At 64.9% G+C, this 24736-nt stretch carries 30 protein-coding genes, 1 tRNA gene and 1 pseudogene; 7 read left to right on the top strand and 25 right to left on the bottom strand.

Features of this window, described 5'->3' with window-relative positions:
• Positions 1–99: 99 nt before the first annotated feature.
• The 21 genes from AB4Y81_RS03085 to AB4Y81_RS02985 all read right to left on the bottom strand — a co-directional run bounded on the left by AB4Y81_RS03085 (position 100) and on the right by AB4Y81_RS02985 (position 8399).
• Positions 100–174 (bottom strand) — tRNA-Trp (locus AB4Y81_RS03085).
• Between the two features lie 416 nt (positions 175–590).
• Positions 591–929 carry a DUF7239 family protein gene (locus AB4Y81_RS03080; RefSeq protein WP_441995168.1) on the bottom strand — a complete coding sequence of 113 codons (339 nt, stop codon included), beginning with the start codon at positions 927–929 and terminating at the stop codon, positions 591–593.
• 3 nt (positions 930–932) lie between these two features.
• Positions 933–1109, bottom strand: a complete 177-nt coding sequence (locus AB4Y81_RS03075) for a hypothetical protein (protein WP_441995167.1) — start codon at positions 1107–1109, stop codon at positions 933–935.
• Between the two features lie 3 nt (positions 1110–1112).
• On the bottom strand, positions 1113–1238 hold the full coding sequence (locus AB4Y81_RS03070; RefSeq protein ID WP_441995165.1) for a hypothetical protein: 126 nt from the start codon (positions 1236–1238) through the stop codon (positions 1113–1115).
• Positions 1228–1545, bottom strand: a complete 318-nt coding sequence (locus AB4Y81_RS03065) for a DUF7246 family protein (protein WP_441995163.1) — start codon at positions 1543–1545, stop codon at positions 1228–1230. Before AB4Y81_RS03065 ends, AB4Y81_RS03070 begins: the two co-directional genes overlap by 11 nt.
• 68 nt (positions 1546–1613) lie before the next feature.
• Positions 1614–1952 (bottom strand): hypothetical protein, encoded by a 339-nt coding sequence (locus tag AB4Y81_RS03060; protein ID WP_441995161.1) that lies wholly within the window; start codon positions 1950–1952, stop codon positions 1614–1616.
• A 134-nt stretch (positions 1953–2086) separates the two neighbouring features.
• Complete coding sequence (locus AB4Y81_RS03055; RefSeq protein ID WP_441995159.1) at positions 2087–2287, bottom strand: hypothetical protein; 201 nt, start codon at positions 2285–2287, stop codon at positions 2087–2089.
• A gap of 91 nt (positions 2288–2378) precedes the next feature.
• Positions 2379–2570, bottom strand: coding sequence for a hypothetical protein (locus AB4Y81_RS03050; protein WP_441995158.1), 192 nt, complete (start codon positions 2568–2570; stop codon positions 2379–2381).
• A 14-nt stretch (positions 2571–2584) separates the two neighbouring features.
• On the bottom strand, positions 2585–2791 hold the full coding sequence (locus AB4Y81_RS03045; RefSeq protein WP_441995156.1) for a hypothetical protein: 207 nt from the start codon (positions 2789–2791) through the stop codon (positions 2585–2587).
• 110 nt (positions 2792–2901) lie between these two features.
• Complete coding sequence (locus AB4Y81_RS03040; RefSeq protein ID WP_441995155.1) at positions 2902–3291, bottom strand: hypothetical protein; 390 nt, start codon at positions 3289–3291, stop codon at positions 2902–2904.
• Between the two features lie 10 nt (positions 3292–3301).
• Positions 3302–3850, bottom strand: coding sequence for a M23 family metallopeptidase (locus AB4Y81_RS03035; RefSeq protein ID WP_441995154.1), 549 nt, complete (start codon positions 3848–3850; stop codon positions 3302–3304).
• Between the two features lie 158 nt (positions 3851–4008).
• Positions 4009–4215 (bottom strand): hypothetical protein, encoded by a 207-nt coding sequence (locus tag AB4Y81_RS03030; protein WP_441995153.1) that lies wholly within the window; start codon positions 4213–4215, stop codon positions 4009–4011.
• Positions 4212–4400 carry a hypothetical protein gene (locus tag AB4Y81_RS03025; protein ID WP_441995152.1) on the bottom strand — a complete coding sequence of 63 codons (189 nt, stop codon included), beginning with the start codon at positions 4398–4400 and terminating at the stop codon, positions 4212–4214. The genes AB4Y81_RS03030 and AB4Y81_RS03025 overlap by 4 nt, the downstream gene beginning before the upstream one ends.
• Positions 4401–4583, bottom strand: coding sequence for a hypothetical protein (locus tag AB4Y81_RS03020; RefSeq protein ID WP_441995151.1), 183 nt, complete (start codon positions 4581–4583; stop codon positions 4401–4403).
• A gap of 27 nt (positions 4584–4610) precedes the next feature.
• Entirely contained in the window at positions 4611–5252 is a 642-nt protein-coding gene (locus AB4Y81_RS03015; RefSeq protein ID WP_441995149.1) for a hypothetical protein, read from the bottom strand.
• The gene (locus tag AB4Y81_RS03010) at positions 5249–5425 is read right to left on the bottom strand and encodes a hypothetical protein (RefSeq protein WP_441995148.1); all 177 of its coding nucleotides are present in this window, start codon (positions 5423–5425) and stop codon (positions 5249–5251) included. Before AB4Y81_RS03010 ends, AB4Y81_RS03015 begins: the two co-directional genes overlap by 4 nt.
• Positions 5426–5494: 69 nt before the next feature.
• Complete coding sequence (locus AB4Y81_RS03005; protein WP_441995146.1) at positions 5495–5710, bottom strand: hypothetical protein; 216 nt, start codon at positions 5708–5710, stop codon at positions 5495–5497.
• Between the two features lie 79 nt (positions 5711–5789).
• Positions 5790–6035, bottom strand: a complete 246-nt coding sequence (locus tag AB4Y81_RS03000; protein WP_441995144.1) for a hypothetical protein — start codon at positions 6033–6035, stop codon at positions 5790–5792.
• The gene (locus tag AB4Y81_RS02995; protein ID WP_441995142.1) at positions 6032–6235 is read right to left on the bottom strand and encodes a hypothetical protein; all 204 of its coding nucleotides are present in this window, start codon (positions 6233–6235) and stop codon (positions 6032–6034) included. The genes AB4Y81_RS03000 and AB4Y81_RS02995 overlap by 4 nt, the downstream gene beginning before the upstream one ends.
• On the bottom strand, positions 6232–6615 hold the full coding sequence (locus AB4Y81_RS02990; RefSeq protein ID WP_441995140.1) for a hypothetical protein: 384 nt from the start codon (positions 6613–6615) through the stop codon (positions 6232–6234). Before AB4Y81_RS02990 ends, AB4Y81_RS02995 begins: the two co-directional genes overlap by 4 nt.
• A 284-nt stretch (positions 6616–6899) precedes the next feature.
• Entirely contained in the window at positions 6900–8399 is a 1500-nt protein-coding gene (locus AB4Y81_RS02985) for a recombinase family protein (RefSeq protein ID WP_441995138.1), read from the bottom strand.
• Between the two features lie 32 nt (positions 8400–8431).
• On the opposite strand from AB4Y81_RS02985, the pseudogene AB4Y81_RS02980 reads away from it, so the two are divergent.
• The 5 genes and pseudogenes from AB4Y81_RS02980 to AB4Y81_RS02960 all read left to right on the top strand — a co-directional run.
• Positions 8432–9214 (top strand): annotated as a pseudogene (locus AB4Y81_RS02980) (LLM class flavin-dependent oxidoreductase); the annotation flags it as partial.
• Positions 9215–9333: 119 nt separating this feature from the next.
• Positions 9334–10245, top strand: coding sequence for a glutaminase (locus AB4Y81_RS02975; RefSeq protein ID WP_055971492.1), 912 nt, complete (start codon positions 9334–9336; stop codon positions 10243–10245).
• A 112-nt stretch (positions 10246–10357) separates the two neighbouring features.
• Positions 10358–11620, top strand: coding sequence for a uroporphyrinogen-III C-methyltransferase (gene cobA, locus AB4Y81_RS02970; protein WP_039242585.1), 1263 nt, complete (start codon positions 10358–10360; stop codon positions 11618–11620).
• Between the two features lie 20 nt (positions 11621–11640).
• Complete coding sequence (locus AB4Y81_RS02965) at positions 11641–13107, top strand: FAD-dependent oxidoreductase (protein ID WP_413307141.1); 1467 nt, start codon at positions 11641–11643, stop codon at positions 13105–13107.
• 81 nt (positions 13108–13188) lie between these two features.
• The gene (locus AB4Y81_RS02960; protein ID WP_441995136.1) at positions 13189–14568 is read left to right on the top strand and encodes an MBL fold metallo-hydrolase; all 1380 of its coding nucleotides are present in this window, start codon (positions 13189–13191) and stop codon (positions 14566–14568) included.
• An 8-nt stretch (positions 14569–14576) separates the two neighbouring features.
• Here AB4Y81_RS02960 and AB4Y81_RS02955 read toward each other — a convergent pair whose 3' ends face one another.
• The 3 genes from AB4Y81_RS02955 to AB4Y81_RS02945 all read right to left on the bottom strand — a co-directional run bounded on the left by AB4Y81_RS02955 (position 14577) and on the right by AB4Y81_RS02945 (position 18041).
• Entirely contained in the window at positions 14577–15257 is a 681-nt protein-coding gene (locus tag AB4Y81_RS02955; protein ID WP_079580847.1) for a FadR/GntR family transcriptional regulator, read from the bottom strand.
• Positions 15254–16534, bottom strand: a complete 1281-nt coding sequence (locus AB4Y81_RS02950) for an MFS transporter (protein WP_018776811.1) — start codon at positions 16532–16534, stop codon at positions 15254–15256. Before AB4Y81_RS02950 ends, AB4Y81_RS02955 begins: the two co-directional genes overlap by 4 nt.
• A gap of 64 nt (positions 16535–16598) precedes the next feature.
• Complete coding sequence (locus tag AB4Y81_RS02945) at positions 16599–18041, bottom strand: PucR family transcriptional regulator (RefSeq protein WP_441995133.1); 1443 nt, start codon at positions 18039–18041, stop codon at positions 16599–16601.
• A gap of 143 nt (positions 18042–18184) precedes the next feature.
• On the opposite strand from AB4Y81_RS02945, the gene AB4Y81_RS02940 reads away from it, so the two are divergent.
• Both AB4Y81_RS02940 and gabT read left to right on the top strand, forming a co-directional pair.
• Positions 18185–19615 carry a gamma-aminobutyraldehyde dehydrogenase gene (locus AB4Y81_RS02940; RefSeq protein ID WP_018776809.1) on the top strand — a complete coding sequence of 477 codons (1431 nt, stop codon included), beginning with the start codon at positions 18185–18187 and terminating at the stop codon, positions 19613–19615.
• Between the two features lie 72 nt (positions 19616–19687).
• Entirely contained in the window at positions 19688–21043 is a 1356-nt protein-coding gene (gene gabT, locus AB4Y81_RS02935; RefSeq protein WP_441995131.1) for a 4-aminobutyrate--2-oxoglutarate transaminase, read from the top strand.
• Between the two features lie 1271 nt (positions 21044–22314).
• On the opposite strand, the gene AB4Y81_RS02930 is transcribed toward gabT, so the two are convergent.
• Positions 22315–24735, bottom strand: a complete 2421-nt coding sequence (locus AB4Y81_RS02930; protein WP_441995129.1) for a polysaccharide lyase 8 family protein — start codon at positions 24733–24735, stop codon at positions 22315–22317.
• Position 24736 lies beyond the last annotated feature (1 nt).

The raw sequence follows: 24736 nt of genomic DNA, 5'->3' as shown, positions 1-24736 counted from the left end.
TGGGTAGGGGGCCCTCGTGGCTCGACCTGGAAGGAAGGAAGAGGGAACCACGAGGGCAAACCGGGGAGCGCTCACGAGGGCACTCATACCCGGCATACGCAGGGAGGGCAGGACTCGAACCTGCAACTGTCACGGTTTTGGAGACCGTCGCTCTGCCAATTGAGCTACCTCCCCCGAACCCCTCGCTTGGGCGAGGACGAGGGGCCGATGTAAGAGGGCACGACAAAAGCCCCCCTCTTCACGTCTGTCTCCAGTCAGTAGGAGCTCACAGAGCGGAAGAGGAGGGCTTAGGAATATCTCCCTCTATATATAGAGAGAGCCAGTAGGGGGCCACGTTTACACAGAGCGAGAGCGTCGCTCGCGTGCCTGGGCGGCCTTACAACTCTTGCATCGACGATCCAGGCCGTCGGGCTTGCGGGAATCGGTAGTGAAGTCGGACAGGGGTCGGGACTCGCCGCACTTGGCGCACTCCTTCCCAGAGTGGCGGCGCCGGTACTCCAGGCGCTCCAGGGTGGAGGCGGTCAGCGAGGCGGCCTCGCCGTTGCCGTTCTCATATCGAGAGGCGACGCGGGCGAGGAGCGCCTCGGTGCTCACTCGGCGATCTCGACCATGACGACGTTGGACGCGGTCGGGTAGATCTTGATCCCGACGAGGCCGCGGATCTCCAGGCGGTCAGGGTTGCGGTGGTCGACGTGAACCTGGACGCGATCCTCGGAACCATAGCCGAGGCGGTACTCGACGAGGCCGTTGTTCGGCAGGAGCACCGGCTGATCGTCGTAGGGCTGAAGGTAGGTGTTAGAGCCCTCGTCGCCGAAGGTGTTCGCCCTCAGTTGCTCGTTCTCAAACTCGGCCTCCTCGGCTCGGCGGATAAGGGCCCGTACTTCTGCCTGGGCCCACTTGGCGAGCTTCGCTATCTTGGCTTCATCCATGGGTTAGTCCTTCTGTTCGTAGGTCGGCTCGAAGTCGGTCGAGCCTTTGGCTTTGTGGCTGGGGATCTGGCAATACGGGTCTATGACCGTGATCAGCTTCACGAGGTAGGCCCTGCCGGTGAGGCCGTTCAGGGACGGGACGACGCGAGAAATGCAAGTGCATACGGGCTTATCTGCCATGGCTTAGTCCTTCTCGAAGAGGCTGATAATGAGGGTGATCACGAAGAGGACGCCGAAGGCGCCAGCGGTGAAGAGGACGGCCGCCGTGAGCGAGCCGAGGAAGATCAAGAGGGCAGGATCAAGCACCACGGAGGGCCTCCTTTTTGGCTTTGTGAGCGGCCGCCAGGGCTTGCTCGGTCGTATTGATGCGGTGGACGCGGCGGATCTGGTCAGGGGCGAACGAGCGCCACTGAGCGCAGCCTTTAGGCCCGCCCCAGAAGTCGAGCCACTCAGCGCCGGAGTCGCGCCGGACGTGCTTGATGAACCGGAACCGGCCGCGCTCGCCGCGTATCGACACTTCGGTTCCAGGGCCTATGTGGCGGCCGTTGGCGGTGAACTCGTAGGACTCGTGCCAGTCGGCCGGAAGGTTTTCTTTGAGCTTCTTTCGGCGGCCCATGCGCCCTCCTTTCGGATATGCCAAAGGCGGCGAAGCCGGTCAGACCTCGCCGCCTTCAAGGGCGGGAACTACAGGGCGCCGTCGTCCTCGCCAGTCTCAGCGGCGATAGCTTCCATTTCCTCGGGCGTGATGCCGAAGAGCGCCGCGATCATGGCGAAGGGGTTCGGTTCCTTCGTGGCGGGGAATGTGTGGACGAAGTCCTCCAGCATCCGGCGAACGTCCGTGTAGCCGACGATCGGCTCGGCCGTGTTCACGAAGGCGACGGCCGCGTGGGCGAGCTCGGCAAACGCGGCGTTCACTGTTGCCGCCTGGGCTTCGCCGAGGCCCTCAGCCAGGAACGGGCCGTTATTCGGGGAGGTTTCGGAGAGTACGTCGAGGTACTGGGCGAGGGAGTGAGTCTGAGTCATTTTGGCTTCCTTCCAAAGTGGTTCGTCGTGGTGACATAGGAAGAGAGAGCCAGGGGTTGCCGGTCTGCTCAGGGCAAAGAAAAAACCTCCAGGAATTTCTTCCTAGAGGTTTCTCGGGGGAGGCCGGCTCGGGCTTAGCCGAAGTTTGCCACCGTGGCCGGAGCGAGCTCGTGAGCCGGGACGATCTGGATAATCTCGGCCTTCGCGCCGATGTTCGTCTCGACGATCGCCGGGATATCGGCCTCGGTCGTGTAGCCCTCGATCAGGGCGATCTTCATCTTGTGAATGCGGTCGGTCTTGATGTTACGGGCTACAACAATGTGGGTGATTTCCATGATCGGCTCCTTCGGTAGGTGGTGCTCTTGGCTTGTGTAAACAGTCTAAGTCACGAAAGGCGCCTTACGCAACTCGTCCGGGAAAGAATCTTTAGAAGGCCACGAGGCGGCCAGTGCGGCCGACCGTGACGTGGTCGCCGTCGTGGTCTGCCTTGCGGTGGCAGGTAGCGAGGCCGACATACTTCGCGGAGCAGAAGCCGGGGCCGCCAGGGCCAGCGGCGAAGACCTCGCGGATCTCCGTTTCGAGCTCGTCGGCGGTCATGGTTGCGGTCGCGTGTTCCACGGTGGTTCCTTTCATTAGGCCGTGAGGCCGAGCTTGCGGGCGGTGGCGCGGGAGACGCGCATGAGGGAGTGAGCCCCGAAGTTGTCGGTCACGTAGCGGATATCGACGAGGTTCGGAGTGGGAGTCTCGAAGACCTCTCCGGTGAGGCGGGCGAAGCCGTCCTCCAAGGCCTCGCGTAGGTCCTTGATGTTGGAGACGGGGCGGAAGATCTTGGCGGTCATTTCGGGTTCCTTTCCTCGGGGCGTGTAAACAGCATAGAACACATAGACCGACTCGCGCAAGTCGACTTACGCAAAAAGCCCCTCCCGGAAAGGGAGAGGCTTTTTGTGGGCTACTTGCGTTCGTCGGCCGCCTGGATCGTCGCCGTGACGGTCAGGTGATCGAGGCTATCGTCGACCGCTTCCTTGATCGCGGCCTTGATCGCTTCCGGCGTCATGCCGGAGCCGGTGGACAGGGCAGCCACGGCGGCAACGAGTCCGGCCAGGGTCGCCTCGATCCGGAGGCTGATCGACTTGTTATCGGCGATCTCCTGATCAAGGTCGATCAGATCCTTACCGCGCCGGACCTTGGACTTGACGACGCGCCGGGGAATGTCGTCGATCAAGTCCTGGAGGGAGGCGCCGTAAAGGGTCGAGGGTCCGCCGTTGCTGTGCAGGTCCACCAGGAAGTCGAGCTTTGCCTGATTGGACATTTCGCGGGTAGGGACTTTGGGAGCGGGCATAGATGGTTCCTTACGGTAGGGAGAGCTGGAGGTCGACGAGGAACTTCTCGTCGGGGGTGTACTGTGGCCGGTTGGCTTGTCCGTACCACTTCGCCGGATCAGTCCGGCCGTAGATCAGCCCGCCGCTGGAGCGGTAGGACATATCGACCAGGGCCTCGACGTGAAGGTGAGCGCCGACGTAGGTCGTCCGGCTCATGGTGTTGCCGCTGTAGCCGATCAGATCGCCCTCGCGGACGACGGTCCCGGCCGGAGCAACGTCGTTGCTCGACAGGTGGCCGTAGAGCGTATAGAGCAAGCCGTCAGACCGGCCCTCGTGCTTGATCACGGTCAGGATGCCGGGGAAATGCTTGTAGACGTAGAAGCGCTGGCGATAGCCCCAGTCGCTCTCGTCTCCGGCCATTTCGTCGGCCCAGCCCGCCCAAACCACGACGCCGTCGGCCATGGCCTTTACCGGCGTACCGATCGGACAGGCGATATCCTCGCCAGCGTGGCCGAACGGCTGATAGTTACCGTATAAGGCGACGAGTTGCTGGACTTCGGAGCCGTAGGGGTTCCCCACGACGCCAGCGGTCGCATACGAGCCGAAGGCTTGACTCCTGGGGAACTCAGTAGAGACAGGCCGCATAGGCTCGCCTCCAGGTGCTTTCGATCATGTGATCCTTTCGGGAAATGCCCGTAGGGGACGGCCGGGAGTGGCCGCCCCCGTCGGGACTCTTGCTATTCGTCGGACAGGTCGCGCCACTGAGGGACGGCGACTTGTGTCCGGACGTTCTCCAGGCCGTTGAGGGCCCCTTTCGCTCGCTTGGCGGGGCCTACGGTCGCGTAGGGCCCGATCACGCGAGAGCGGCCGTCGGGATAGTCGCCGATAGCCCGGTAGAGCGGCGCGTCAGGCTCGGAGCTCATGTAGTTTCGGGAGCGGTTCATTCGGCCTCCTGGGCGGCGTCGGTCATGGCTTGGAAGAGGGTCGGGAGGTCGCCGACGAGGATCTCGATCTTGTGCTCGTCGTTCATAAGCACGTCGATCTGACCTCCGTAAGCGCGGATCTCGAAGACGTCGCCCGCCGCGTCAGTCAGGCGCCGGACGGCCGTCTGAGGGATCTCGATCAGCAATTAACGGGCCGCCCGTCGTGCCACTCGGGCCGCCTTGTTGGCCTTGCGGCGCTTGGCGATCGTGGCGGCCGGTACGGTACCGGCGTAAATGTGGCCGTAGCTCACGCGGCCAGGGCCTACCGGGGCGGCGTAACGGGCAATGTTGAGGGCCGCCAGGATGCGGCGCTGAAAGAGGTTATCCATGGGTGTTTTCCTTCCGGGAAGCGGGGCTTAGTTGAAGTGGTTGAAGAGGGGCTCGAAGAAGAACTTGACGCCCGCCTCCATAGCGGCGAGGCCGTTCTCGGCGTTGTACTTGCCGCCGAACGCGGCGCCCTTACCGGGCTTCTCGGCGTCGAGGATCAGCCACATGCCGGGACGCTTCTCTGACTGGACGATCGAGAAGCGGGAGGGCGGCTCAGGGGCGGCTTCCGGCTCGGGCTGAGCGTGAAGCTCGCGGGCCTTGCGGGCAATGGTGCGCCAACCCTCGCGGCTCGTCTCGTTGTTGATCTCGTCGAGGCTCGTCCGTGCTTCGCGGCCGTTGGATAGGCGGTAGGCGTTGAGGAGCGTCAGGGCTTCGGCTTCGAGCTTTGCCGCGTCCTCAGCTTCGGCGGCCTTGCGGGCCTCTTCCTCGGCCTTCTGCTTGACGTGCTTCGCGAGGTTCGTCAGCGCGTGGGCCATGGTGCCGCCGTTGTGGTCGGCGGTCCATCCGGTCGCTTCCAGGAGTGCCAGGGCGAAGGCCGGGGCCTCGTCCTTCGTCACGGTCGCGGGGCTCGTGCCACCGGAGAGGACATAGGCGCCGTCAGCGACAGCGGTCGCTTCGTGGATTGCTACTGTGTCGCCGTCGGAGTCGGTGATGGTGAGGATCTCGGTCATTTTCGGGGTTTCCTTCCGTTGTGGATCAGGGGGCGCTTGTAGCGCGGTTGCTCCAGGGCGGAGCCGAGGCCAGCGAACGCGGCGGCTACCGCGTCATAGGCGGGCTGGATCGCGTCGCGGATCGTGCGCCACATGGCCTCGATCACGTCCGCGAGAGGATTACTTTCGGGCAAGCCGGACCCCCTGGGCGCCGAGCCAAACGACGAGGGCGGTCAGCGCTCGCAGCCAGAGAGGGGCTCGTTTCATGCGTCGGCCTTCTGCTGGGCTTCGACGGCGAGCTCGCCGAACGCGATAGCCGCGTCCTTGTACTCCTCGGAGGTTCTGTCGCCGAGGTAGGCGGCGGCATAGGCGCCGTCAGGGAAGACGGCCACCAGGGCGACCGGCTGGGCGTCGTTGAAGACTTGCGAGGCGGCCGTCGCGAGGCTCTCGGCGGCTGTAGCGAGCGGGGAGGCGGTCATTTCTTGCGGTCCTTTCGGCGGGGCCAGTACAAGGCCAGGGAGTCGAGAATTTCGAGGGCGATTTCGAGGACGTAGAGCGTCATACGAAGGCTTCGCAGAGGTCTTCGAGCTCGACCACGTCGGCACGGTCGAAGACGCCCAGAGGGGCGCCGGTTCGGCGGTCGAGAATCTGGTAATCGTCGAGGACTTCCGGCCGAAGGTGGCCGGTGAGCTTCCGGCCGTCCTTCAGGGTTACGGTCACGAAGTAGCCGATATGATCCGCGAGAACCTCGTTCATGAAGTCCTCGGAGGCGTTGAAAACGAAGGGGCTCTTGCGTTTGGTCACTCGCTGATCACGTCCCGGACGTCGTCCGGATGGATCACCGGGGGACGGCCTCGGCGGCCGGTCTTGACGACGTAGGCGGCCGGGTCGGTCGGGTGCAGGGCGATCGAGCCGGTATAGGTCCGGCCGTCGTCGAGCACGATCGTCATAGTCGCTTCGTCGGTAACGGCCTCGTCGAGGATCTGGATTACTGACTGACTCACGCGCTCGCCTCCTCGGTGGTAGCCGGGGCGGCTTCAGGAGCGGGCTCGGCCTTCGGCTTGCGCGTCCGGCGCTTCGGGGCGGCCTTGACAGGCGGGGGAGTCGCTCCAGCTTCCATGAGGGCGTTAGCGGCTTCGAGATCTCCAGGGGCCGGGATCGGCGTCTCAGGGAGGACGATCAAGCGGCCTTGGCTCAGCTTCTCGACTTCCTCAGCGGGGAGCTCGGGAACGATCAGGCGAGGCGTGGCGCTCAGGGCGAGCGTTGCGTGAACCTGGGCCTCAGCGACCATGATCGAGCGGGCAGGGCTCGCGAAGTTGTAATTGCGAGAGATATCGAGAAGCTCCAGGGCCTCGGCCCGGTGCTCTTCGGGAGTGGTTGCCATGGGAGGCGCTCCTTACTGTCTAAGTGACGGGGACAGTAAGAGAGAGAGCCAGGAGGCGGGCGCTGCTCAGCCTGGAGGAAATTTCTTGGGAATGACGGTCGAGTGACGGAATGACGGAACTTACGTCATGTTGTATTAGGGCTTTAAGAGAGAGAGCTCTTAAGGGGAGAAGGAGAATGACGTTAGATCCGTCATTTCGTCATGTTTTGGGCATGAAAAAGCCGAGGAGAGGCGTTTACACGCTCCCTCCTCGGCGGGTAAGACAGGGCGAGCCGCCTTCGGCGTTACGAAACCCAGTTGAAGGCGACGCGATCCGGGTCGATCGGCGCTCGCCGGTTCGTCGTCGGCGCCACAGTGACGGAGTCCAGGGCGGTCAAGAGGAGCGCTCGCTTGACGGCGTCCTCTCCCGCGTCGAGCCACGCTTCCGCCAGCGTCCGGCCGGTCTTGACGGTCCTGGAGCTTGTAGAGGCGGGAATTGCTCGTAGCTCCTCCCGTCGAGCCTTCAACGTGCCGATACGCGCCGCCAGGGCCGCTACGTCGGAGCCGTCTTCGAGCATGGCGGCCGTAGCTTCGCGGAGAGCGGCCTCGACCTCTTTCAGGGATGCCTCGGTAGCGGACGAGTCGGAGCTCTCGATCGTCTCGACCTCCTCCCAATGACCGGCGAACTGTAGGAAGCGCTCGCCGACGTGATCCTCCAGGCCGATCGCGTTGATCTTCGGGCTCGGACACGGCTCGTTGTTCCAGGAGGCGCGACAGGCGTAGATCGGCTTACCGCTGGAGCTCGTGACGTACATTTTCGATTCACAGACGGCGCAATAGGCAATGCCGGACAGGAGGCGGGCAGCCCTTCCCTTCCTGGGGTTGCCGCTGGGCGGTCCCTGGAGCGGGTAGCCTATGCGGGCGCGGAGGGCCTCCAGGGTCGCCAGATCCAGGAGGGGCGGCCAGATGGAGGCCGGGAGGCCGTCGGCGTCCCTGATCAGGTCGCCAGCGTGCTTGACGCGGCCGAGGAGGAGATCCGACGTGAAGAGGGAACGGATCGTCGAGGTCCGCCAGGAGCCACGGTCGAGGCCGTCGGCAGGTTCGCCAGCGCGGAGGGCGCGACGAGCGGGGCTCTTTGACGTCGGGATCTCGCGGGCCTGGAGATCCGAGGCGATCGCGCCGAGCGTCTCGACGCCGTCCAGGAGGCGGCCGGTGACCTCGCGGACGATAGCGGCCTCCTCGTCGTCATGGATCAGCACGCGGCCTACGCCGTCCGGCGCCGGTACGGAGCGATAGCCGAACGGGATAGCGGCGCCCCCGGCATATTTGTTCGTGACCGTCTTACGGTAGGCGATCGAGTTCTTCAGACGAGCGGCGGCGTTGTCAGCCTCGGAACGGGCCACTTCGGACAGGACGCCAGCGATCAGTCGGAAGGCCGATTGATCGGAGGTCAGGCCGTCTTGGAGAGCGACGAAAAGCGCCGGGTTACCCAGGGCCTTTCGTGCGTCCAGGGCGCGGGAGAGCTCGCCGAGGCCGTCCCAGCCTTGGCGCGTGAAGCGGTCGAGCTTCCACACGGCCAGGACGTCGGCCTCGTTGTCGGCGATCAGCCGGACGGCTTCCGTCGCTTTGGCGCGGGCCTTGCGGCCGGAGATACCCTCGTCCACGAGGAGGCCGGAGACGGTCCAGCCTTGCCGCTCGGCGTGGGCGCGGAGGTCGCGCTCCTGCCGGTCGATGGAAGTCGAGTCGTCGACCACGGCCGACAGCCTAAGATAGAGAACGGCGCGTTTTACGTGAGTCGGTTTCATGTGACTACCTTAGCTCAAACTGACGGTAGGGGAACCCGCTCTACATGGCCGAAGAAGCTGCCGCCACGGACCTCATCAGCGACGGCAGGCTGCAGCTCGGCGTGAGCCGTGGTTCACCCGAGCCTGCCCGGAACGGTGCCGCGAACTTCGGCTATGTCCCCGCCGATGGTGAAGACGGCGGCGACATGGCCCGGCGTCACACAGCATTGTTCCGCAAAGCAATCGCCGGTCACGGCGTGGCCGAAGCCGATCCGCACTACTCCGGAGGTGCGACGGGTTTGCTTCCCATCCAGCCCCAGTCGCCGGGCCTTCCGCAGCGGATCTGGTGGGGAGCCGGCACCCGAAAAACAGCTGTGTGGGCTGCCGAGCAGGGCATGAACCTGATGAGCTCGACACTCCTCACTGAAGACACCGGCGTGCCCTTCGATGAATTGCAGGCAGAACAGATCCGGATGTTCCGCGAAGCCTGGGCCGCTGCAGGTCATGATTTTGAGCCCAGGGTCTCGGTGAGCCGCAGTGTTATCCCGATCGTCGATGCTGAGGACAACCGCTACTTCGGCCTCCGCGCCCAGGCGGACAGCCAGGACCAGGTAGGGATCCTCGATGGAGCCTTGTCCAGGTTCGGCAAGAGCTACATCGGAGAGCCGGACGCCCTTGCGGACGAACTGGCCAATGACGCAGCTGTCCAGGCTGCGGACACCGTCCTGCTGACGGTACCCAACCAGCTGGGAGTGGAATACAACGCCAAGCTGCTGGGGAATGTGGCCAAACACATAGCGCCAGCGTTCGGATGGCAGGCCAACCACGTAGTGTGAACCGGACGGCCCCTAAAGGCCGGTAGTGTTGCTCGCTGTGCGCGGTTGCCGTGCACCCCAGGAGCACTTGTGCGCCACGTCAACGACGACGGGACGCACCCAGGCATTAGAGGTTTCCCATGGACATTCAGAATCTCCTCGAAGACATCGTCGGCGCAGTCCAACCGCACGTTGGCCAAGGGAAGGTGGCCGACTACATTCCACAGCTGGGATCCGTAGACCCGGACCAGTTCGGGATCTCGGTGGTTACCCGGGAAGGCGAGGTGTTCTCGGCCGGGGATGCCCATGTGGAGTTCTCCATTCAAAGCATCTCCAAAGTCTTCGCCCTCGCCTTGGTTCTGGCTTCCGACGGCGACCGTATCTGGAAGCGCGTCTTCCGCGAACCCTCGGGCAACCCCTTCAACTCGCTGGTCCAGTTGGAAAGCGAGGAAGGCATTCCCCGGAATCCGTTCATCAATGCCGGTGCGATCGTCGTGACGGACCGGCTCCTGAGCCTGACAGGCGACGCTGCGCACGCTGTCCGGGAATTGATGCGCCAGGAAACCGGAAATACGGGCCTCGATACGGATCAGGTCGTGGCGTCGTCCGAACTGGGCAAAGGGCACCGCAATGCCTCCTTGGCCCACTTCCTGGCCAGCTGCGGCAACTTGGAGAACCCGGTGGATGATGTCCTGGACTCCTACGCCAAGCAGTGCGCCTTGGCCATGACCTGCGAAGACCTTGCCCTGGCAACCCGGTTCCTCGCTTCCAACGGTTTGGGAGCGGACGGAACCCTGGTGCTGTCACCGGCGCAAACCAAGAGAATCAACGCCGTGATGCTCACCTGCGGGACGTACGACGCCGCCGGGGAGTTCGCGTACCGGGTGGGCCTGCCGGGGAAGAGCGGGGTTGGTGGCGGAATCGTGGCCGTGGTTCCGAACAAGTGCGCCATCAGCGTGTGGAGCCCTGGGCTGGGGCGTTCCGGCAATTCCGTGGCAGGTGTGGCCGCGTTGGACGAGTTCACCACGCGCACCGGGTGGTCCGTCTTCTAGCCCGCCGGATCCCGGGGCCCTTTGCAGACTTTTTGTGACGTTGGATTACCCAGCGTTACCGGTTGTTTCCGAGCCTTTGAAGCATATTACGGCGCCGCCCTACAGTTTTTTCATGGCAATACAGGACATTTACCCCACCGCGCTGAGGCTGCTCGGCCGCCCGGTGCTGGTCGTGGGCGGCGGCCCCGTCGCGGAACGCCGCGCCAAGGGGCTGCTCGACGCCGGTGCGAAAGTCACCGTGGTCGCTCCCATTGCCACTGAAACACTTCAAGGCCTCGACGCTTCGGGGCTCCTCTCCTGGGAAGCGCGCGAATACCGCACGTCAGACCTCGACGGCGTCTGGTTCGTCCAGACGGCGACCGGCACTTCCGCCGTGGACACCCAGGTGGCAGCCGACGCCGAGGCGCAGCGCATCTGGTGCGTCAACGCCTCCGACCACGAAGCTTCAGCCGCGTGGACGCCTGCCGTGGCCGTGGTGGACGACGTCAAGATTGCCATCAACGCCGGAGGAGACCCACGCCGCGCCATGGCACTGCGCAACGCCGTGGCCACAGCGCTTGAAACAGGTGACCTCCCGCTTCGCAGGCACCGCAAGCCGGGAGCAGGCGGCTCTGTGGCTCTGGTCGGTGGCGGTCCGGGCGACTCGGGACTCATCACCGTCCGCGGCAGGCGCCTGCTGGGCCAGGCCGACGTCGTTGTTGCCGACCGTCTTGGTCCCCGCGAGCTGCTCAAAGAGCTTGCGCCGGACGTCCGCGTGATCGAGGTCGGCAAGACGCCAGGCCACCATCCCGTGCCGCAGCTCGAGATCAACCGCATCCTCGTGGACGAAGCCCTGAAGGGCAATCGTGTGGTCCGCCTGAAAGGCGGCGACCCCTACGTCCTGGGGCGCGGTGGCGAGGAAGCAGAATTTTGCCGGCAGAACGGCGTCGAGGTTGAAGTGGTGTCCGGCGTGACGTCCGCGATTTCGGTTCCGGCAGCCGCCGGCATCCCGGTGACCCACCGCGGTCTGGCGAAGGGCTTCAGCGTGGTCACCGGCCACGAGGAGCTGTCCGAAGTTCCCGCACGGCCCGATCACACTGTGGTGTTGCTCATGGGAGTGGCGCAATTGCGCGATTCCGCGGCTGCCCTGGCAGGCTCGGGTCTGCCTTTGGACACTCCAGTGGGTATCGTAGAGAACGGGTATTTGCCGGACCAGCGCGTCACCATCGGCACTTTGGGAAGCATTGCGGACCAGGCGGAAGCCGTGGGTGTGGCCAATCCAGCGGTCATCGTGATCGGCGACGTCGTCCGGGTCAGCCCCTTTGCGCCCCAGCATTTCAAGACCGCCGACTACAGCACCATCACCCCCAACCGTCCCCGCGTCCGCAGTAACTGAGAAGAAGAAGGAACACAGCCGTGTCAATTAGCACCCCCGTAGGTTCTGCGGACCGTCCGCTCCGCGTCGCCGTCATCGGCTCCGGCCCCGCCGGCGTGTACGCAGCTGACATCCTGACCAAGAGCGAGGCCGTCAAGAGCGGCGAACTCAACGTCAGCATCGACCTCTTCGACCGCTACCCGGCCCCCTACGGCCTGATCCGTTACGGCGTTGCTCCGGACCACCCCCGCATCAAGGGCATCGTCAACGCCCTGCACAAAGTGCTGGACCGCGGCGACATCCGTTTCTTCGGCAACGTCGATTACGGCACGGACATCTCCATCGAGGACCTCCGCAAGCACTACGACGCCATCATCTTCGCCACCGGTGCCATCAAGGATGCCGACCTGAACATCCCGGGCATCGAGCTTGAGGGTTCCTTCGGCGGCGCGGACTTCGTGTCCTGGTACGACGGTCACCCGGACGTTTCCCGCGAATGGCCCCTGGACGCCAAGGAAATCGCCGTCCTGGGCAACGGCAACGTGGCCCTGGACGTGGCACGTGTCCTGTCCAAGCACGCTGATGACCTCCTGGTCACCGAGATCCCGGACAACGTCTACGCTGGCCTGAAGAATTCCCCGGTCACGGACGTCCACGTCTTCGGCCGCCGTGGCCCGGCCCAGGTCAAGTTCACCCCGCTGGAACTCCGCGAGCTTTCGCACTCCAAGGACGTCGACATCATCCTTTACGCCGAGGACTTCGAGTTCGATGAAGAGTCCGACCGCCAGATCCAGACGAACAACCAGACCAAGACCATGGTCGGCACTCTCACCAACTGGATCGCCGAGCAGCCCGAGGACCTGTCCGAGCTGAAGGCTTCCCGCCGCCTGCACCTGCACTTCCTGCACAGCCCGGTGGAGATCGTTGACTCCGCGGAGACTCCGGGCAAGGTTGCCGGCATCAAGTTCGAGCGCACCGAGCTGGACGGCACGGGCAACGCCCGCGGCACCGGCGAGTTCATCGACTACCCGGTCCAGGCCGTGTACCGCGCCATCGGCTACTTCGGTTCGGCGCTGCCGGACGTCGAGTTCGACCACAAGAAGGGCGTCGTGACCAACGACGGCGGCCGCGTCCTGGACGCCGACGGCGAGCACGTTCCGGGCCTCTACGCGACCGGCTGGATCAAGCGTGGTCCCGTCGGCCTCATCGGCCACACCAAGGGCGATGCCCTGGAAACCGTCACCTACCTGCTGGAGGACCGCGAAAACCTGCCGCTGGCTGAGGTCCCCGCGGCAGACGCCGTCGTGGATCTGCTGGATGCCCGCGGCGTGAAGTTCACCAGCTGGGAAGGCTGGCTGGCACTGGATGCCCACGAGCTCGCCCTCGGCGCAGCAGCCACCGAAGCCGGCGGCTCCCACGGCGTCGAAGTCCAGCGTGAGCGCATCAAGGTTGTGCCGCGTGAGGACATGGTCGACATCTCCCGCGATGGAGTCTCGGCACAGGTCTAAGACCAACGCGGGGTCACTTAGGGCCCATTTGGAGCTTCCGGATGGGCCCTAAGTGACCCCGCGTTGTTTTAAGGTGGGGGTATGGACGTCGTCGTCATTGAAACGCCCCAGTTGGGGGACCGGAGCTACCTTGTCCACGACGGTGCCGTCGCGCTGGTGATCGACCCGCAACGGGACATCGACCGGGTGGAAGCCGCAGCCGCCGACGCCGGGGTCCGGATCACCCATGTGGCCGAGACCCACCTTCACAACGACTACGTCACCGGCGGCCTCGTCCTGGCTGAAGCGCACGGAGCCGAGTACTGGGTGAACGCTGCGGACGTGGTGTTATTTGCGCGCGTCCCCGTTTCCGACGGCCAGGTTCTCCGCGTCGGCCGGCTGTTGGTGAAAGTGGTTGCCACTCCCGGGCACACCCACACTCACCTCTCATACGTGGTCCGCGATGACGCGCCCGACGGCGGTCCGGAGGCTGTGTTTTCAGGCGGCAGCTTGCTCTACGGTTCCGTTGGGCGGACGGACCTGGTGTCACCCCACGACACCGCCAAGCTGGCCCACAAACAGTATTCTTCGGTCCGTCGGCTGGTGGACGCGGCACCCCCGGACGCGGCACTCTACCCAACCCACGGATTCGGCTCGTTTTGTTCCAGCGGACCCGCGAGCTACCAGGATTCATCGACGATCGGCGAGCAAGTCCGGTCCAACCACGCCTTGACGGATCCCCATGAAGACCACTTCGTCTCAGAGTTACTGGCGAACATTACGGCCTACCCTGCGTACTACGCCCACATGAGTCCCCTCAACGCGGCCGGTGTTGGTCCGGCGGAGCTGGGGGTGCCGGACTCTGTGGATGCCACGGAACTGGACAGGCGTCTCAAGGCGGGGGAGTGGGTAGTGGATCTGCGCAACCGCGTGGCTTTCGCGGACAGCCATCTGCACGGCAGCGTGAGCTTCGAGTACGGGAAGGGGGACAACTTCACCAGCTACCTCGGCTGGGTGATCCCGTGGAACCAACCGCTCACGTTGTTGGGACCGCGCGACGAGGTGGAGAAAGCGATCCGGGACCTGGCGAGGATCGGCATCGAAAGGCCGGATGCCGCCGTCGGGCCTGACGGCGGAGCCGTGGACATAGGTGCCTTGGCGCCGGAGTCTCCACAGGCGAGCTACCCGCACGGTGACTGGGCTGCACTCCTCAAGGGCAGGGAACCGGAGGACATGGTGTTGGATGTGCGCCGCCCGGAGGAATTCGAGGCGTCCCACATCAAAGGCGCCCTGAACGTTCCTGTCTACGAGCTCCTCGGCAGGATCACCGAGCTGCCGGACGCCAGGATCTGGGTGCACTGTGCCACGGGATATCGCGCCAGTGTTGCTGCCAGCCTGCTGGACCGGGCCGGCCGTGACGTGGTGCTGATCAACGCCAGGTTCAGGAACGCGGCCGGGGCAGGGATCGAGACCACGCCGTAATTGATGGGCTAGCGCGGGTTTTGGTCCGAGCAATAGTCGAGATTCCGGTAGACGCTGCGTACAGCGGCGTCGGGATCCCGCGCTTCCAGGGCGTCTACCAGTTCGTCGTGGCCCTCACGGGGAATKCCGTTGAAGCCGCCCTTGCGTTGCTGCCGCAAGAGGTCGTTGTGGAACACGCCGCCAAAGGACACATAGAGCTGGTGCAACAGCGGATTGCCTGATGCCAGGGCGACGCGTTCGTGGAACTCCCAATCGGCGCTGGCCCACGCAGGGTAATCCTCCGCAAGCCATGCATCGTGGCGGGCGGCAAGGAGCCGGCGCATCTCTGCCAGATCCTCCGTGGTGGCGTGCTTGGTGGCCAGACGGGCAGCCTGGGTGTCCAGGCCAAGCCGGACTTCCACGATGTGTTCCTGCGTGTGCTCGAGGTACATGCGCTGGGCTGCCCCGGACATCTCGCTGTTTGCACGCACATACGTGCCGTCACCGCGGCGGACTTCCAGCATGCCTGAGTGCGCCAGTGCTTTGATCGCCTCGCGGAGGGTGCCTCGGGAAACCCCCAACGTGGACATGAGCTCGGGTTCAGCCGGGATGCGTTCCTGCAATGGCCACTCGCCGGACTTGATCATGTCCCGCAGCTTCGCGGTGATTTCCTCGGCCAGGGCCGGGCGGTGGGAAGGCGTCAGGGTCATACGGTCCTCGGTGCGGTCTTGGTGGCAGTGCGCTTGCTGGTGAGCAGGTGGCAAGTGACCATGAGCGCCACAGCCACGATGGACAGCAGGCTCATGGGCAACACCCAGCCGCCGGTGGCGCTGTGGAGCAGCCCCATCCCGAAGGGGCCGATTGCCGCAATCAAGTATCCCAGCGATTGGGCGATGGTGGAGAGTGCGGTGGTTTCCGCCGTCGAACCTCCGCTTCGGCTGATGATCACCAAAACCAGCGGGAAGATGCCCAAGCCGAAGCCGAACAGCACAGCCGGCACCACGGCCATCGACGTCGGCAGCCACAGCATGGCGGCGATGGCCACCAGCGTGGAGCTGCTTGCGAGGTAGAGCGCGGGGCGGAGCATGCCGGGCCGTGAGCCGAAAGCGAGGAGGATCATTCCGGCGGCCACCGAAACCAACTGCATGACGCCGAACTGGAGGCCGCTTTCGGAGGCACTCAGCCCTTGGGAGGTGAGGATATAGGCGAACCAGCTCATCACGGCATATGCGAGGAAGGCCTGGAAGGTGAAGATGGCGGTGATCAGGATGCCGAGGCGCGTGCGGAGCAGTGGCCACATGGAGACGCGCGGGCGGTCGGTCTTGGTGGTGTTCCGGTGCGTGTGCAGGACTACGGGCAGGAAGCCGAGGAGCGCCGCGACACCCAGCAGGCCCCAGGCCGCCAGCCCCATGGACGGCGACCCGAGCTGCTGTGCCAAGGGAACGCTGACCGCTGCGGCGAAGGTTGCGCCGCCGGACATGGTGAACGTGTAGAGGCCGGTCATCATGGACGTGCGGTCCGCATAGTGCTCGCGGATGAACGACGGCATGGCCACGTTGCACACTGCCAGTCCTGACATGGCCAGGACCGTGCCGCCCAGCAGGGCGCCAGTCACCGGCACGCCACGGACCAGCAAGCCCGCAGCCAGGAGGGCCAAGGCGATGGCAATGGCTTTTTCGACACCTACGCGGCGGGTCAACCACGAGGTTCCCATGCCCGCCACCGCGAAGCACAGTAGTGGGATGGATGGCAGGACCGATGCCACCAGGGCCCCGTAGCCCAGGACCTGCTGCAGCTCGTGGAACAGGGCCGCGGCACTGGTAATCCCGGCACGCAGGTTCAGGCCGATGAGCACTACGGCAATAATGCCGACGACGGCGACGACGCGCGTCCTGGGGACTGCTTGGCTGGCCGAAGCGGAAGAAGCCTGGGTAGCAGCAATCGTCGGGATGTTTCCTGTCGTGGGTGTCAGAGGGGTCGTCGCCATATTTAAAGGTTAGACGTTTGACGTCTAATGTCTACAGTTTTGTGGCGAAGCTCTCCGGGAGCGGCTACCTGGGGTTGCGGGAGCCGAGCCGTTGGACCGCCAAGGCGAGCCATAGCTGCACCCGGTCCTGGGTTTGCGAGGGGTCGTAGCCGGTCAGTTCCGTGATCTGGGCCAGACGGTACCGCACGGTGTTCCTGTGGAGGGTAAGCGCCTCGGCAACCGCGGCCACGGAGCCGTTGTGGTTCAGGTAGCTCTCCAGGGTGGCCACCAACTCTGCGCCATGGGCGGCATCAAACTTGCGCAGCGGGGTGAGGGACTCGCTGGCCATGTCCGCCAACGGAACATCCTCGCTGGCCAGCAGTAGTGACGTCAGGCTCAGGCGTTCGGGCTCGTTCACCGGCAAGCCGTGCGCCGCGGCGTCGCGCGCTTCGAAGTAGCTCCACCGCAGGCCGTTCGGCTTGGTGTATGCCCCGCCGATGCCGATCACGGCGTGGATGCCGGCCTCTTGCAGGTGATCGCTAAGGCTCTTGGCCAGGGCGGTAGCGGAACTGCCGTCGTCGCTGACTACCGTCACCAAATCCTTGCCGACGACGGCGCTGACGCCGCCTTCCAGCGCCTGGGGCAGGGAAATGCTGACCAACTGTTTGTGGTGTGCCGTGGACTCGGCAACCAGCACTACGTTTTTCCTTGTGCTGTTGATCCCGACACCTGCCAAGCGGCGGGCTGCCTCGATGGTTTCCAGGGTGCCGTGGATGACGTCGTCCAGCACCTGCCCGGCCATGGCACGCTGGGACTGCCGCTGCTTGACCATGTTGTTGAGCTCCACGCTGATGAGGTTCTGCGCGTAGCTGACGATTCCCGAGTCGATGAAAGGCTGCCGCAACCAGAGCGTGCAGGCGTCCCTGCGGCCGGTGGGAATCGGATAAGAAGCCCAACCGTCCGCCGTCGGGGCCGGTTTCCCCACCACGCTGTTGTAGAGCTGCGCGCTGAACTGGGTGAGCACGACGTCAGTTCGCAGCATGCTGCCAAGTTGCTTGAGGAGTTCATTGAGGCCGCCGCCGGTCAGCAGCGAGCGGGCAAGGATCTGGTGCCCGGCCAGGAGGCGTTCGAGGTTGGAATAATGGTCGGCGGAGTGGGACTCTGCCACGAGTTTGCCGATGGCGATGAACGGGATTTCGTAGGGCACCTCCACCAAGGGCAATCCCCAGCGGTTGGCCTCTGCGATCAGGGCTTCGGGAACCGATTCATGGGTGAGGCCTATACCGAAACCGATCCCCACAGCACCCGCGCGTTGGACCTGGCGGACGAAGCGCCGCTGATCAGCCGCGCTTTTGAGGCGAAGGCCCGTGGTGAGGACCAGCTCGCCGCCACTCAGGAAGCGTTGCGGGTCTTCCAATTCGGTCACCGCGACCCAGCTGATGTCCTGGTTCCACGTGGTCTCGGCGAGGCCGGACTGACGGAGTTTCAGGGAGGGGACAGCGACGAGCAAAGCGAGGGACAGAGCCATGTTTAAAGCGTAACCCGGCGCTGGGCAAGCGCACTAAGCGGGGTGTGCTTGTGTGTGCAGCTGACTATTCCTTGCACCCCCTCCCTGGCATAGGCTCTGATCAGCTAAATCCATGCCCAGACACCGAAAGAGGGTTGCACGCCGTGGTTCAAACCTTGCAGAACTTCATCAATGGCGAATTCGTCACGCCGGCAGGTACGGGTCTCCTGGACATCGTTAACCCTGCCACCGGGGAAATCGTTGCCAAGTCGCCCATTTCGGTGCAAGCCGACGTGGACGCAGCCATGACCGCCGCCAACGAGGCCTTCAAGACCTGGAAGAAGGCCACCCCCGGCCAGCGCCAGCTCATGCTGCTCAAGCTCGCCGATGCCGTGGAAGCCAACAGCGACGAATTGGTAGAAGCCCAGCACCGCAACACCGGCCAGGTCCGCTCCCTGATCGCCTCCGAGGAAGTTGCGGCCGGCGCCGACCAGCTCCGCTTCTTCGCCGGTGCCGCCCGCATCATGGAAGGCAAGTCCGCAGGCGAGTACTTCGAGGGCCACACCTCCTACGTGCGCCGCGAACCGATCGGCGTCGTAGCCCAGGTTGCGCCGTGGAACTACCCGTTCCTCATGGCCATCTGGAAGATCGGCCCCGCCTTGGCCGCGGGCAACACCGTGGTCCTGAAGCCCTCGGACACCACCCCGGAGTCCACCCTGGTACTGGCACGCCTTGCCGGCGAGATCTTCCCGGCCGGCGTCCTCAACGTTGTCCTGGGCACCGGCGAAACCGGCGCCATGATGGTTGACCACAAGGTTCCCGGACTGGTGTCCATCACGGGCTCCGTCCGTGCAGGCATCGCAGTTGCGAGCGGCGCAGCCAAGGGCCTCAAGCGTGCCCACCTGGAACTTGGCGGCAAGGCTCCGGCCATCGTCTTCAAGGATGCCGACATCAAGAAGAGCGCAGCGGCCATCGCCGAGTTCGCTTTCTTCAACGCCGGCCAGGACTGCACGGCCATCACCCGCGTGCTCATTGAGGACTCCGTCCACGATGACGTCGTGGCAGCCATGGTGGAGCACACCAAGACCCTGCACACCGGTTCGCAGAACGACGAAGACAACTACTTCGGCCCGCTCAACAACGTGAACCACTTCAACGCCGTGACCTCCGTCGTGGAGCACCTCCCGGCGAACTGCAAGATCGAAACCGGTGGCCACCGCGCAGGCGAGAAGGGCTTCTTCTTCGAGCCCACCATCATCACCGGCGCCAAGCAGAGCGACGACATCGTGCAGAAGGAAACCTTCGGTCCGGTCATCACCGTGCAGAAGTTCAGCACGGAAGAAGAAGCACTCGAGCTGGCCAACGACGTCGAATACGCCCTGGCGTCCAGCGTCTGGACCACCGACCACGGGACGGCCATGCGCATGAGCCGCGACCTGGACTTCGGTGCGGTCTGGATCAACACCCACATCCTCCTGACGGCAGAGATGCCGCACGGCGGCTTCAAGCAGTCCGGCTACGGCAAGGACCTCTCCATGTACGGCGTCGAGGACTACACGCGGATCAAGCACGTGATGAGTGCATTGGATGCATAACGCAATTGCATAGCGCAGTTGCGTAACGCGTCCGCGTAACCCGTACGAATTTCCCAGAAAGGCAACCACCCCATGACCACCACCGCGAACGAACTGTCGTACCGCATCGAGCAGAAGCGCAACATCAACGGCGCTTTCCCCGGCCCCAAGTCGCAGGCACTGGCCGAGCGTCGCTCCGCCGTCGTTGCTGCCGGCGTCGCCTCGGGCGTCCCCGTCTACGTCGAAGACGCCGACGGCGGCATCATCCGCGACGTCGACGGCAACTCCTTCATCGACCTCGGCTCCGGCATCGCCGTGACCAGCGTCGGCGCGTCCGATCCCGCCGTCGTCGCCGCTGTCCAGGAAGCTGCAGCGCACTTCACGCACACCTGCTTCATGGTTACCCCCTACGAGGGCTACGTTGCAGTTGCCGAGCAGCTCAACCGCCTCACCCCGGGCGACCACGCCAAGCGCACCGTGCTGTTCAACTCCGGCGCTGAAGCCGTGGAGAACGCCGTCAAGGTTGCACGCCTGGCCACCGGCCGCGACGCCGTGGTTGCTTTCGACCACGCCTACCACGGCCGCACCAACCTGACCATGGCACTGACCGCCAAGGCCATGCCGTACAAGACCAACTTCGGCCCGTTCGCGCCCGAGGTCTACCGCATGCCCATGAGCTACCCGTTCCGTGAAGAGAACCCGGAGATCACGGGTGCCGAGGCAGCCAAGCGCGCCATCACCATGATCGAGAAGCAGATCGGTGGCGACCAGGTTGCCGCGATCATCATTGAGYCCATCCAGGGCGAGGGCGGCTTCATCGTTCCGGCCGAAGGCTTCCTGCCGGCACTGTCCGCATGGGCCAAGGAAAAGGGCATCGTCTTCATCGCCGACGAAGTCCAGTCCGGCTTCTGCCGCACGGGCGAATGGTTCGCCGTTGACCACGAAGGTGTTGTCCCGGACATCATCACCATGGCCAAGGGCATCGCCGGCGGCCTTCCGCTGTCCGCGATCACCGGCCGCGCCGACCTGCTCGACGCCGTTCACCCGGGCGGCCTCGGCGGCACCTACGGTGGCAACCCGGTTGCCTGCGCAGCAGCACTCGCCGCGATCGACACCATGGAACAGCATGACCTCAACGGCCGCGCCCGCCACATCGAAGAGCTCGCCCTGGGCAAGCTGCGCGAACTGGCTGAAGAAGTTTCCGTGGTCGGCGATATCCGTGGCCGTGGCGCCATGCTGGCCATCGAGCTCGTCCAGCCCGGATCCAAGGAACCCAACGCCGAGCTCACCAAGGCCGTTGCCGCTGCTTGCCTCAAGGAAGGTGTCATTATCCTCACCTGTGGCACCTACGGCAACGTGATCCGTCTGCTCCCGCCGCTGGTCATCAGCGACGAACTGCTCCTCGACGGCCTCGAAGTCCTCGCCGCAGCCATCAAGGCCAACGCGTAACTTTCACCGCTGTACACAGAAGGAGGGCCGGGGTTTCCCGGCCCTCCTTCTGCGTGTGCGCCGGGATCGCCGGGTTCGCCGGAGTGGGCCGGAGTGCGCCGGGTTCGCCGGAGCGCGCCGAGATCGCCGTTCCTCGTCGAGATCGCCGGAGCGCGCCGAGATCGCCGTTCCTCGTCGAGATCGCCGGAGCGCGCCGAGATCGCCGTTCCTCGTCGAGATCGCCGGAGCGCGCCGAGATCGCCGTTCCTCGTCGAGATCGCCGTTCCTCGTCGAGATCGCCGTAGCTATCCAGCGATCTTGCATGGCTCCCGCGATTTCGACGCCGGAACGCCCTAGGCGCCCAGCGTCAGCTTCTTCTGGTGGCCGTGTCCGTCCAGCTGGACCTCGATGACCACGGGCCCGACACTGACCAAGGCCACGCCGGGATCGCTGGAGTGCGCCGAGATCGCCGGAGCGCGCCGGGATCGCCGGAGCGTGCCGAGTTCGCCGTAGCTATCCAGCGATCGGGCATGGCTGCCGCGATTTCGACGCCGGAGCGCCCTAGGTGCCCAGCGTCAGCTTCTTCTGGTGACCATGTCCGTCCAGCTGGACCTCGATGACCACGGGCCCGGCACTGACCAGGGCCACGCCGGGATCGCCGTTGCTATCCAGCGGTCCTGCATGGCTCCCGCGATTTCCACGCCGGAATGCACGAGGTGCCCAGCGTCAGGTCCTTCTGGTGGCCGTGTCCGTCCAGCTGGACCTCGATGACCACTGGCCCGACACTGACCAGGGCCACGCCGAGTTCGCCGGAGCGCGCCGGGATCGTCGGACCGCGCCGAGAACGCTGTAGCTATCCAGCGATCCTGCATGGCTCCCGCGATTTCGACGCCGGAATGCACGAGGTGCCCAGCGTCAGGCTCTTCTGGTGGCCGTGTTCGTCCAGCTGGACCTCGATGACCACTGGCCCGACACTGACCAGGCGCACGCCGTCGCCGCAGTGGCCCGAGTTCGCCGGAGCGTGCCGAGTTCGCCGTTGCTATCCAGCGATCCCGCATGGCTCCCGCGATTTCGACGCCGGAGCGCCCTAGGTGCCCAGCGTCAGGTTCTTCTGGTGGCCGTGTCCGTCCAGCTGGACCTCGATGACCACGGGCCCGGCACTGACCAGGGCCACGCCGTCGCCGCAGTGGCCCGAGTTCGCCGGAGTGGGCCGAGATCGCCGGACTGCGCCGAGATCGCTGTAGCTAGACAGCGATCCCGCATGGCTCCCGCGATTTCGACGCCGGAGCGCCCTAGGTGCCCAGCGTCAGGTTCTTCTGGTGGCCGTGTCCGTCCAGCTGGACCTCGATGACCACGGGCCCGGCACTGACCAAGGCCACGCCGTCGTCGGCCTGTACAACGGTGCGCCACTGAGAACCAGGCAGCGTGATCCGGACGCTGGCTTGGGTACGGGATGGGTCGGCCACGGACAGTGTGAGCTGGTTCCCGGCCTGGTGGGCTGCCAGGGTGCAGGAGCCGGAGACGGCATAGCCGCCTGCAGTGCCTGCTGCGAAGAAGTTGGCCAGGACGAGTTGGTCCTTGACCAGCTCAACCATCTGGACCTCCGACGAATTGGCCAGGACGTTGACATCGGGGTTTGCCGACTGGGAGAACGTAGTGGAATGGCTTGCCGCGGGCAACACCATGTAGGCATAGCCCGACCCGGATGGATCCACACCGTGGCGGTGCGTGACGGTCACATAGTCCCGGGTAACAGGATCGGTTGACCCGCCGGTGTCTGCTCCGGAGTTCACGTCGAACCAGCTCCCCGTTCGGCGGACCACGGCCACTTCAGGCACCCCGGACACTCCCGGCGCATCGAGGAACACGTAGCCGCCGTGCCCCTCGATGTGCACGGACTTCTGGAGCTGTACTGCTGCATCGCCGGGTGCCATGCGACGGTTCCGAGAATCTGTCCGCAATGCAGGCACGGTTCCTGACGCGAACGCCCTGTTCTCCACCGTGGTCTGGACGGCAGCCCCACCCGTTCCGGTGATGCCCGCCCCCAGGCAGACCACCGCGTCATCAAGGAAGAACCAGGACTTCCTGCCGGACAAGGTCTTGTTGTGGTTGAGATGGTCCATGCCGATGACACCCCACCGGCCGTCCACGGTGAGCCCACCGGCAAAAGCCTGGAAAGCGCGCGGAATTCCGGTCCCGGCGCCTCCCGCGCCGCTGGCCCGTGCTTGGTCATTGACCGTGGTGCCGGGAAGGGCGTAGGGATCCACCGTCGGCCAGAAATCGGAGCTGAACTGCGAGGGGTCCTGGCGGGTGTAAACGAACGTCATGCCGTCGCCCTGGTACCAGCCAAGGTTGTTCTCGCTGTTGCCCCACTCGTACCTGCCGATGCGCTTGGAGGACAGGTTCACCGTGCAACCCCACTGGGGGCGGTGGTGGACCAGTCGGTCCTGGTCGGCGAACATGCGGCTGTACACCGGTGCCGGCGCGGAGACCACGGCGGTATTGGAGAGGACGTCCAGGGACAACAGGGACTTTGCCAGGCTCTGCGTCGGGTGCCCTACGAGTTTCTGGTCTGCGCAGCGTTCCAGCCAGCCCTTGGCCAAGGCCAGGAACCGGGAACGGTACGGCTCCTCGCAGCCCGGCGCCAACAGCAGCACCGCGGAGATCAGGCCGAAGCCGCTGACGTAGTCGGGTTCCCGTTGCCGCGACACGGCACGGCCGCGGACGGTGTCCATGATCCGGCCGTCCCACACGAACGGGGCATAGGTCTGTTCCACTGCCTCGAGGAGTACGGTTCTTTTCGGGTCGCTGACGGCCCACAAGCTCCCGCCCAGCATGGCAATGATCTCTGCGATACCGGCTAACGCCACCACGCCGTAGGTCCCGGCATAAGGCAGGTACGTGTGCTGCACGAAGGAGCCGTCGGTATAGAAGCCGTCGCCGCTGGTCACGTAGGTGAACACGCTGTTGACTCCACCGCGGACGGTGTCGCTCAGGGCATCACGTCCCAACGCGATATCATCCGGATTGTTGTCCAGGATGCCGCGCATGCAGCAGGCCAGCGCCTTGTCCACGCGGTTGGCGCCTGTCTCGGCGAAAGATGTAGCACGGCCGCGCCAATTCGGGTTCGGTGCGAACCAGCGGACAGCTGCCAGCAGGGACGTCCGCAGGGCTTCGGGGACCTCGGTATGAAGCAGGGTCAGGATATCCACTGACTTGCGGGGAACACCGATTTCCCAGAACCACCAGTTTCCGGCAGCGCGCATCCCGGGCTTGTACGCGGTGTCATTGAGGAGCTTCAGTCCGGCAACAATGTCAGCGGCCAGTTCCGGGTTCCCGGCGTAGGGATTGCCGGGGACCGCGTAGCCCAACGCCATGTCGTAGAGGCGGTTGAAGTGCAGGCCCATGTTGCTGGTAGCCGCGGTGGACTGTCCTATGCCCGTCAAGGGGATGTCGCTCCACAGAGAGGTACGGACCGGCGCCTTGTCCATGGAGGTCCACCACGTACCGGCGGTGCTGCCCATCCCTTCGAGCTGCCCTGCGAGTTCGGGGACATCCGCGGCGCTCCGGCTCCCGGTAAGGACCAGGCGTCGACGATCTATGAGTTCCTGCAAGCCGGCGTCGCCGGCTGCCATGGACGGCGCTGTCTGGGACAGCAGTGCCCCGGCGAGGGCGGCAGCCCCCGTGGTGCGGAAGAGATTTCGGCGGCTCATG

Origin of the sequence: Paenarthrobacter sp. TAF1 (genome assembly GCF_052113825.1) — a bacterium.
Classification (GTDB): domain Bacteria; phylum Actinomycetota; class Actinomycetes; order Actinomycetales; family Micrococcaceae; genus Arthrobacter; species Arthrobacter nicotinovorans.
Note: the sequence above shows the minus strand (reverse complement) of the source record. Positions and strands in the feature narration are given on the sequence as shown.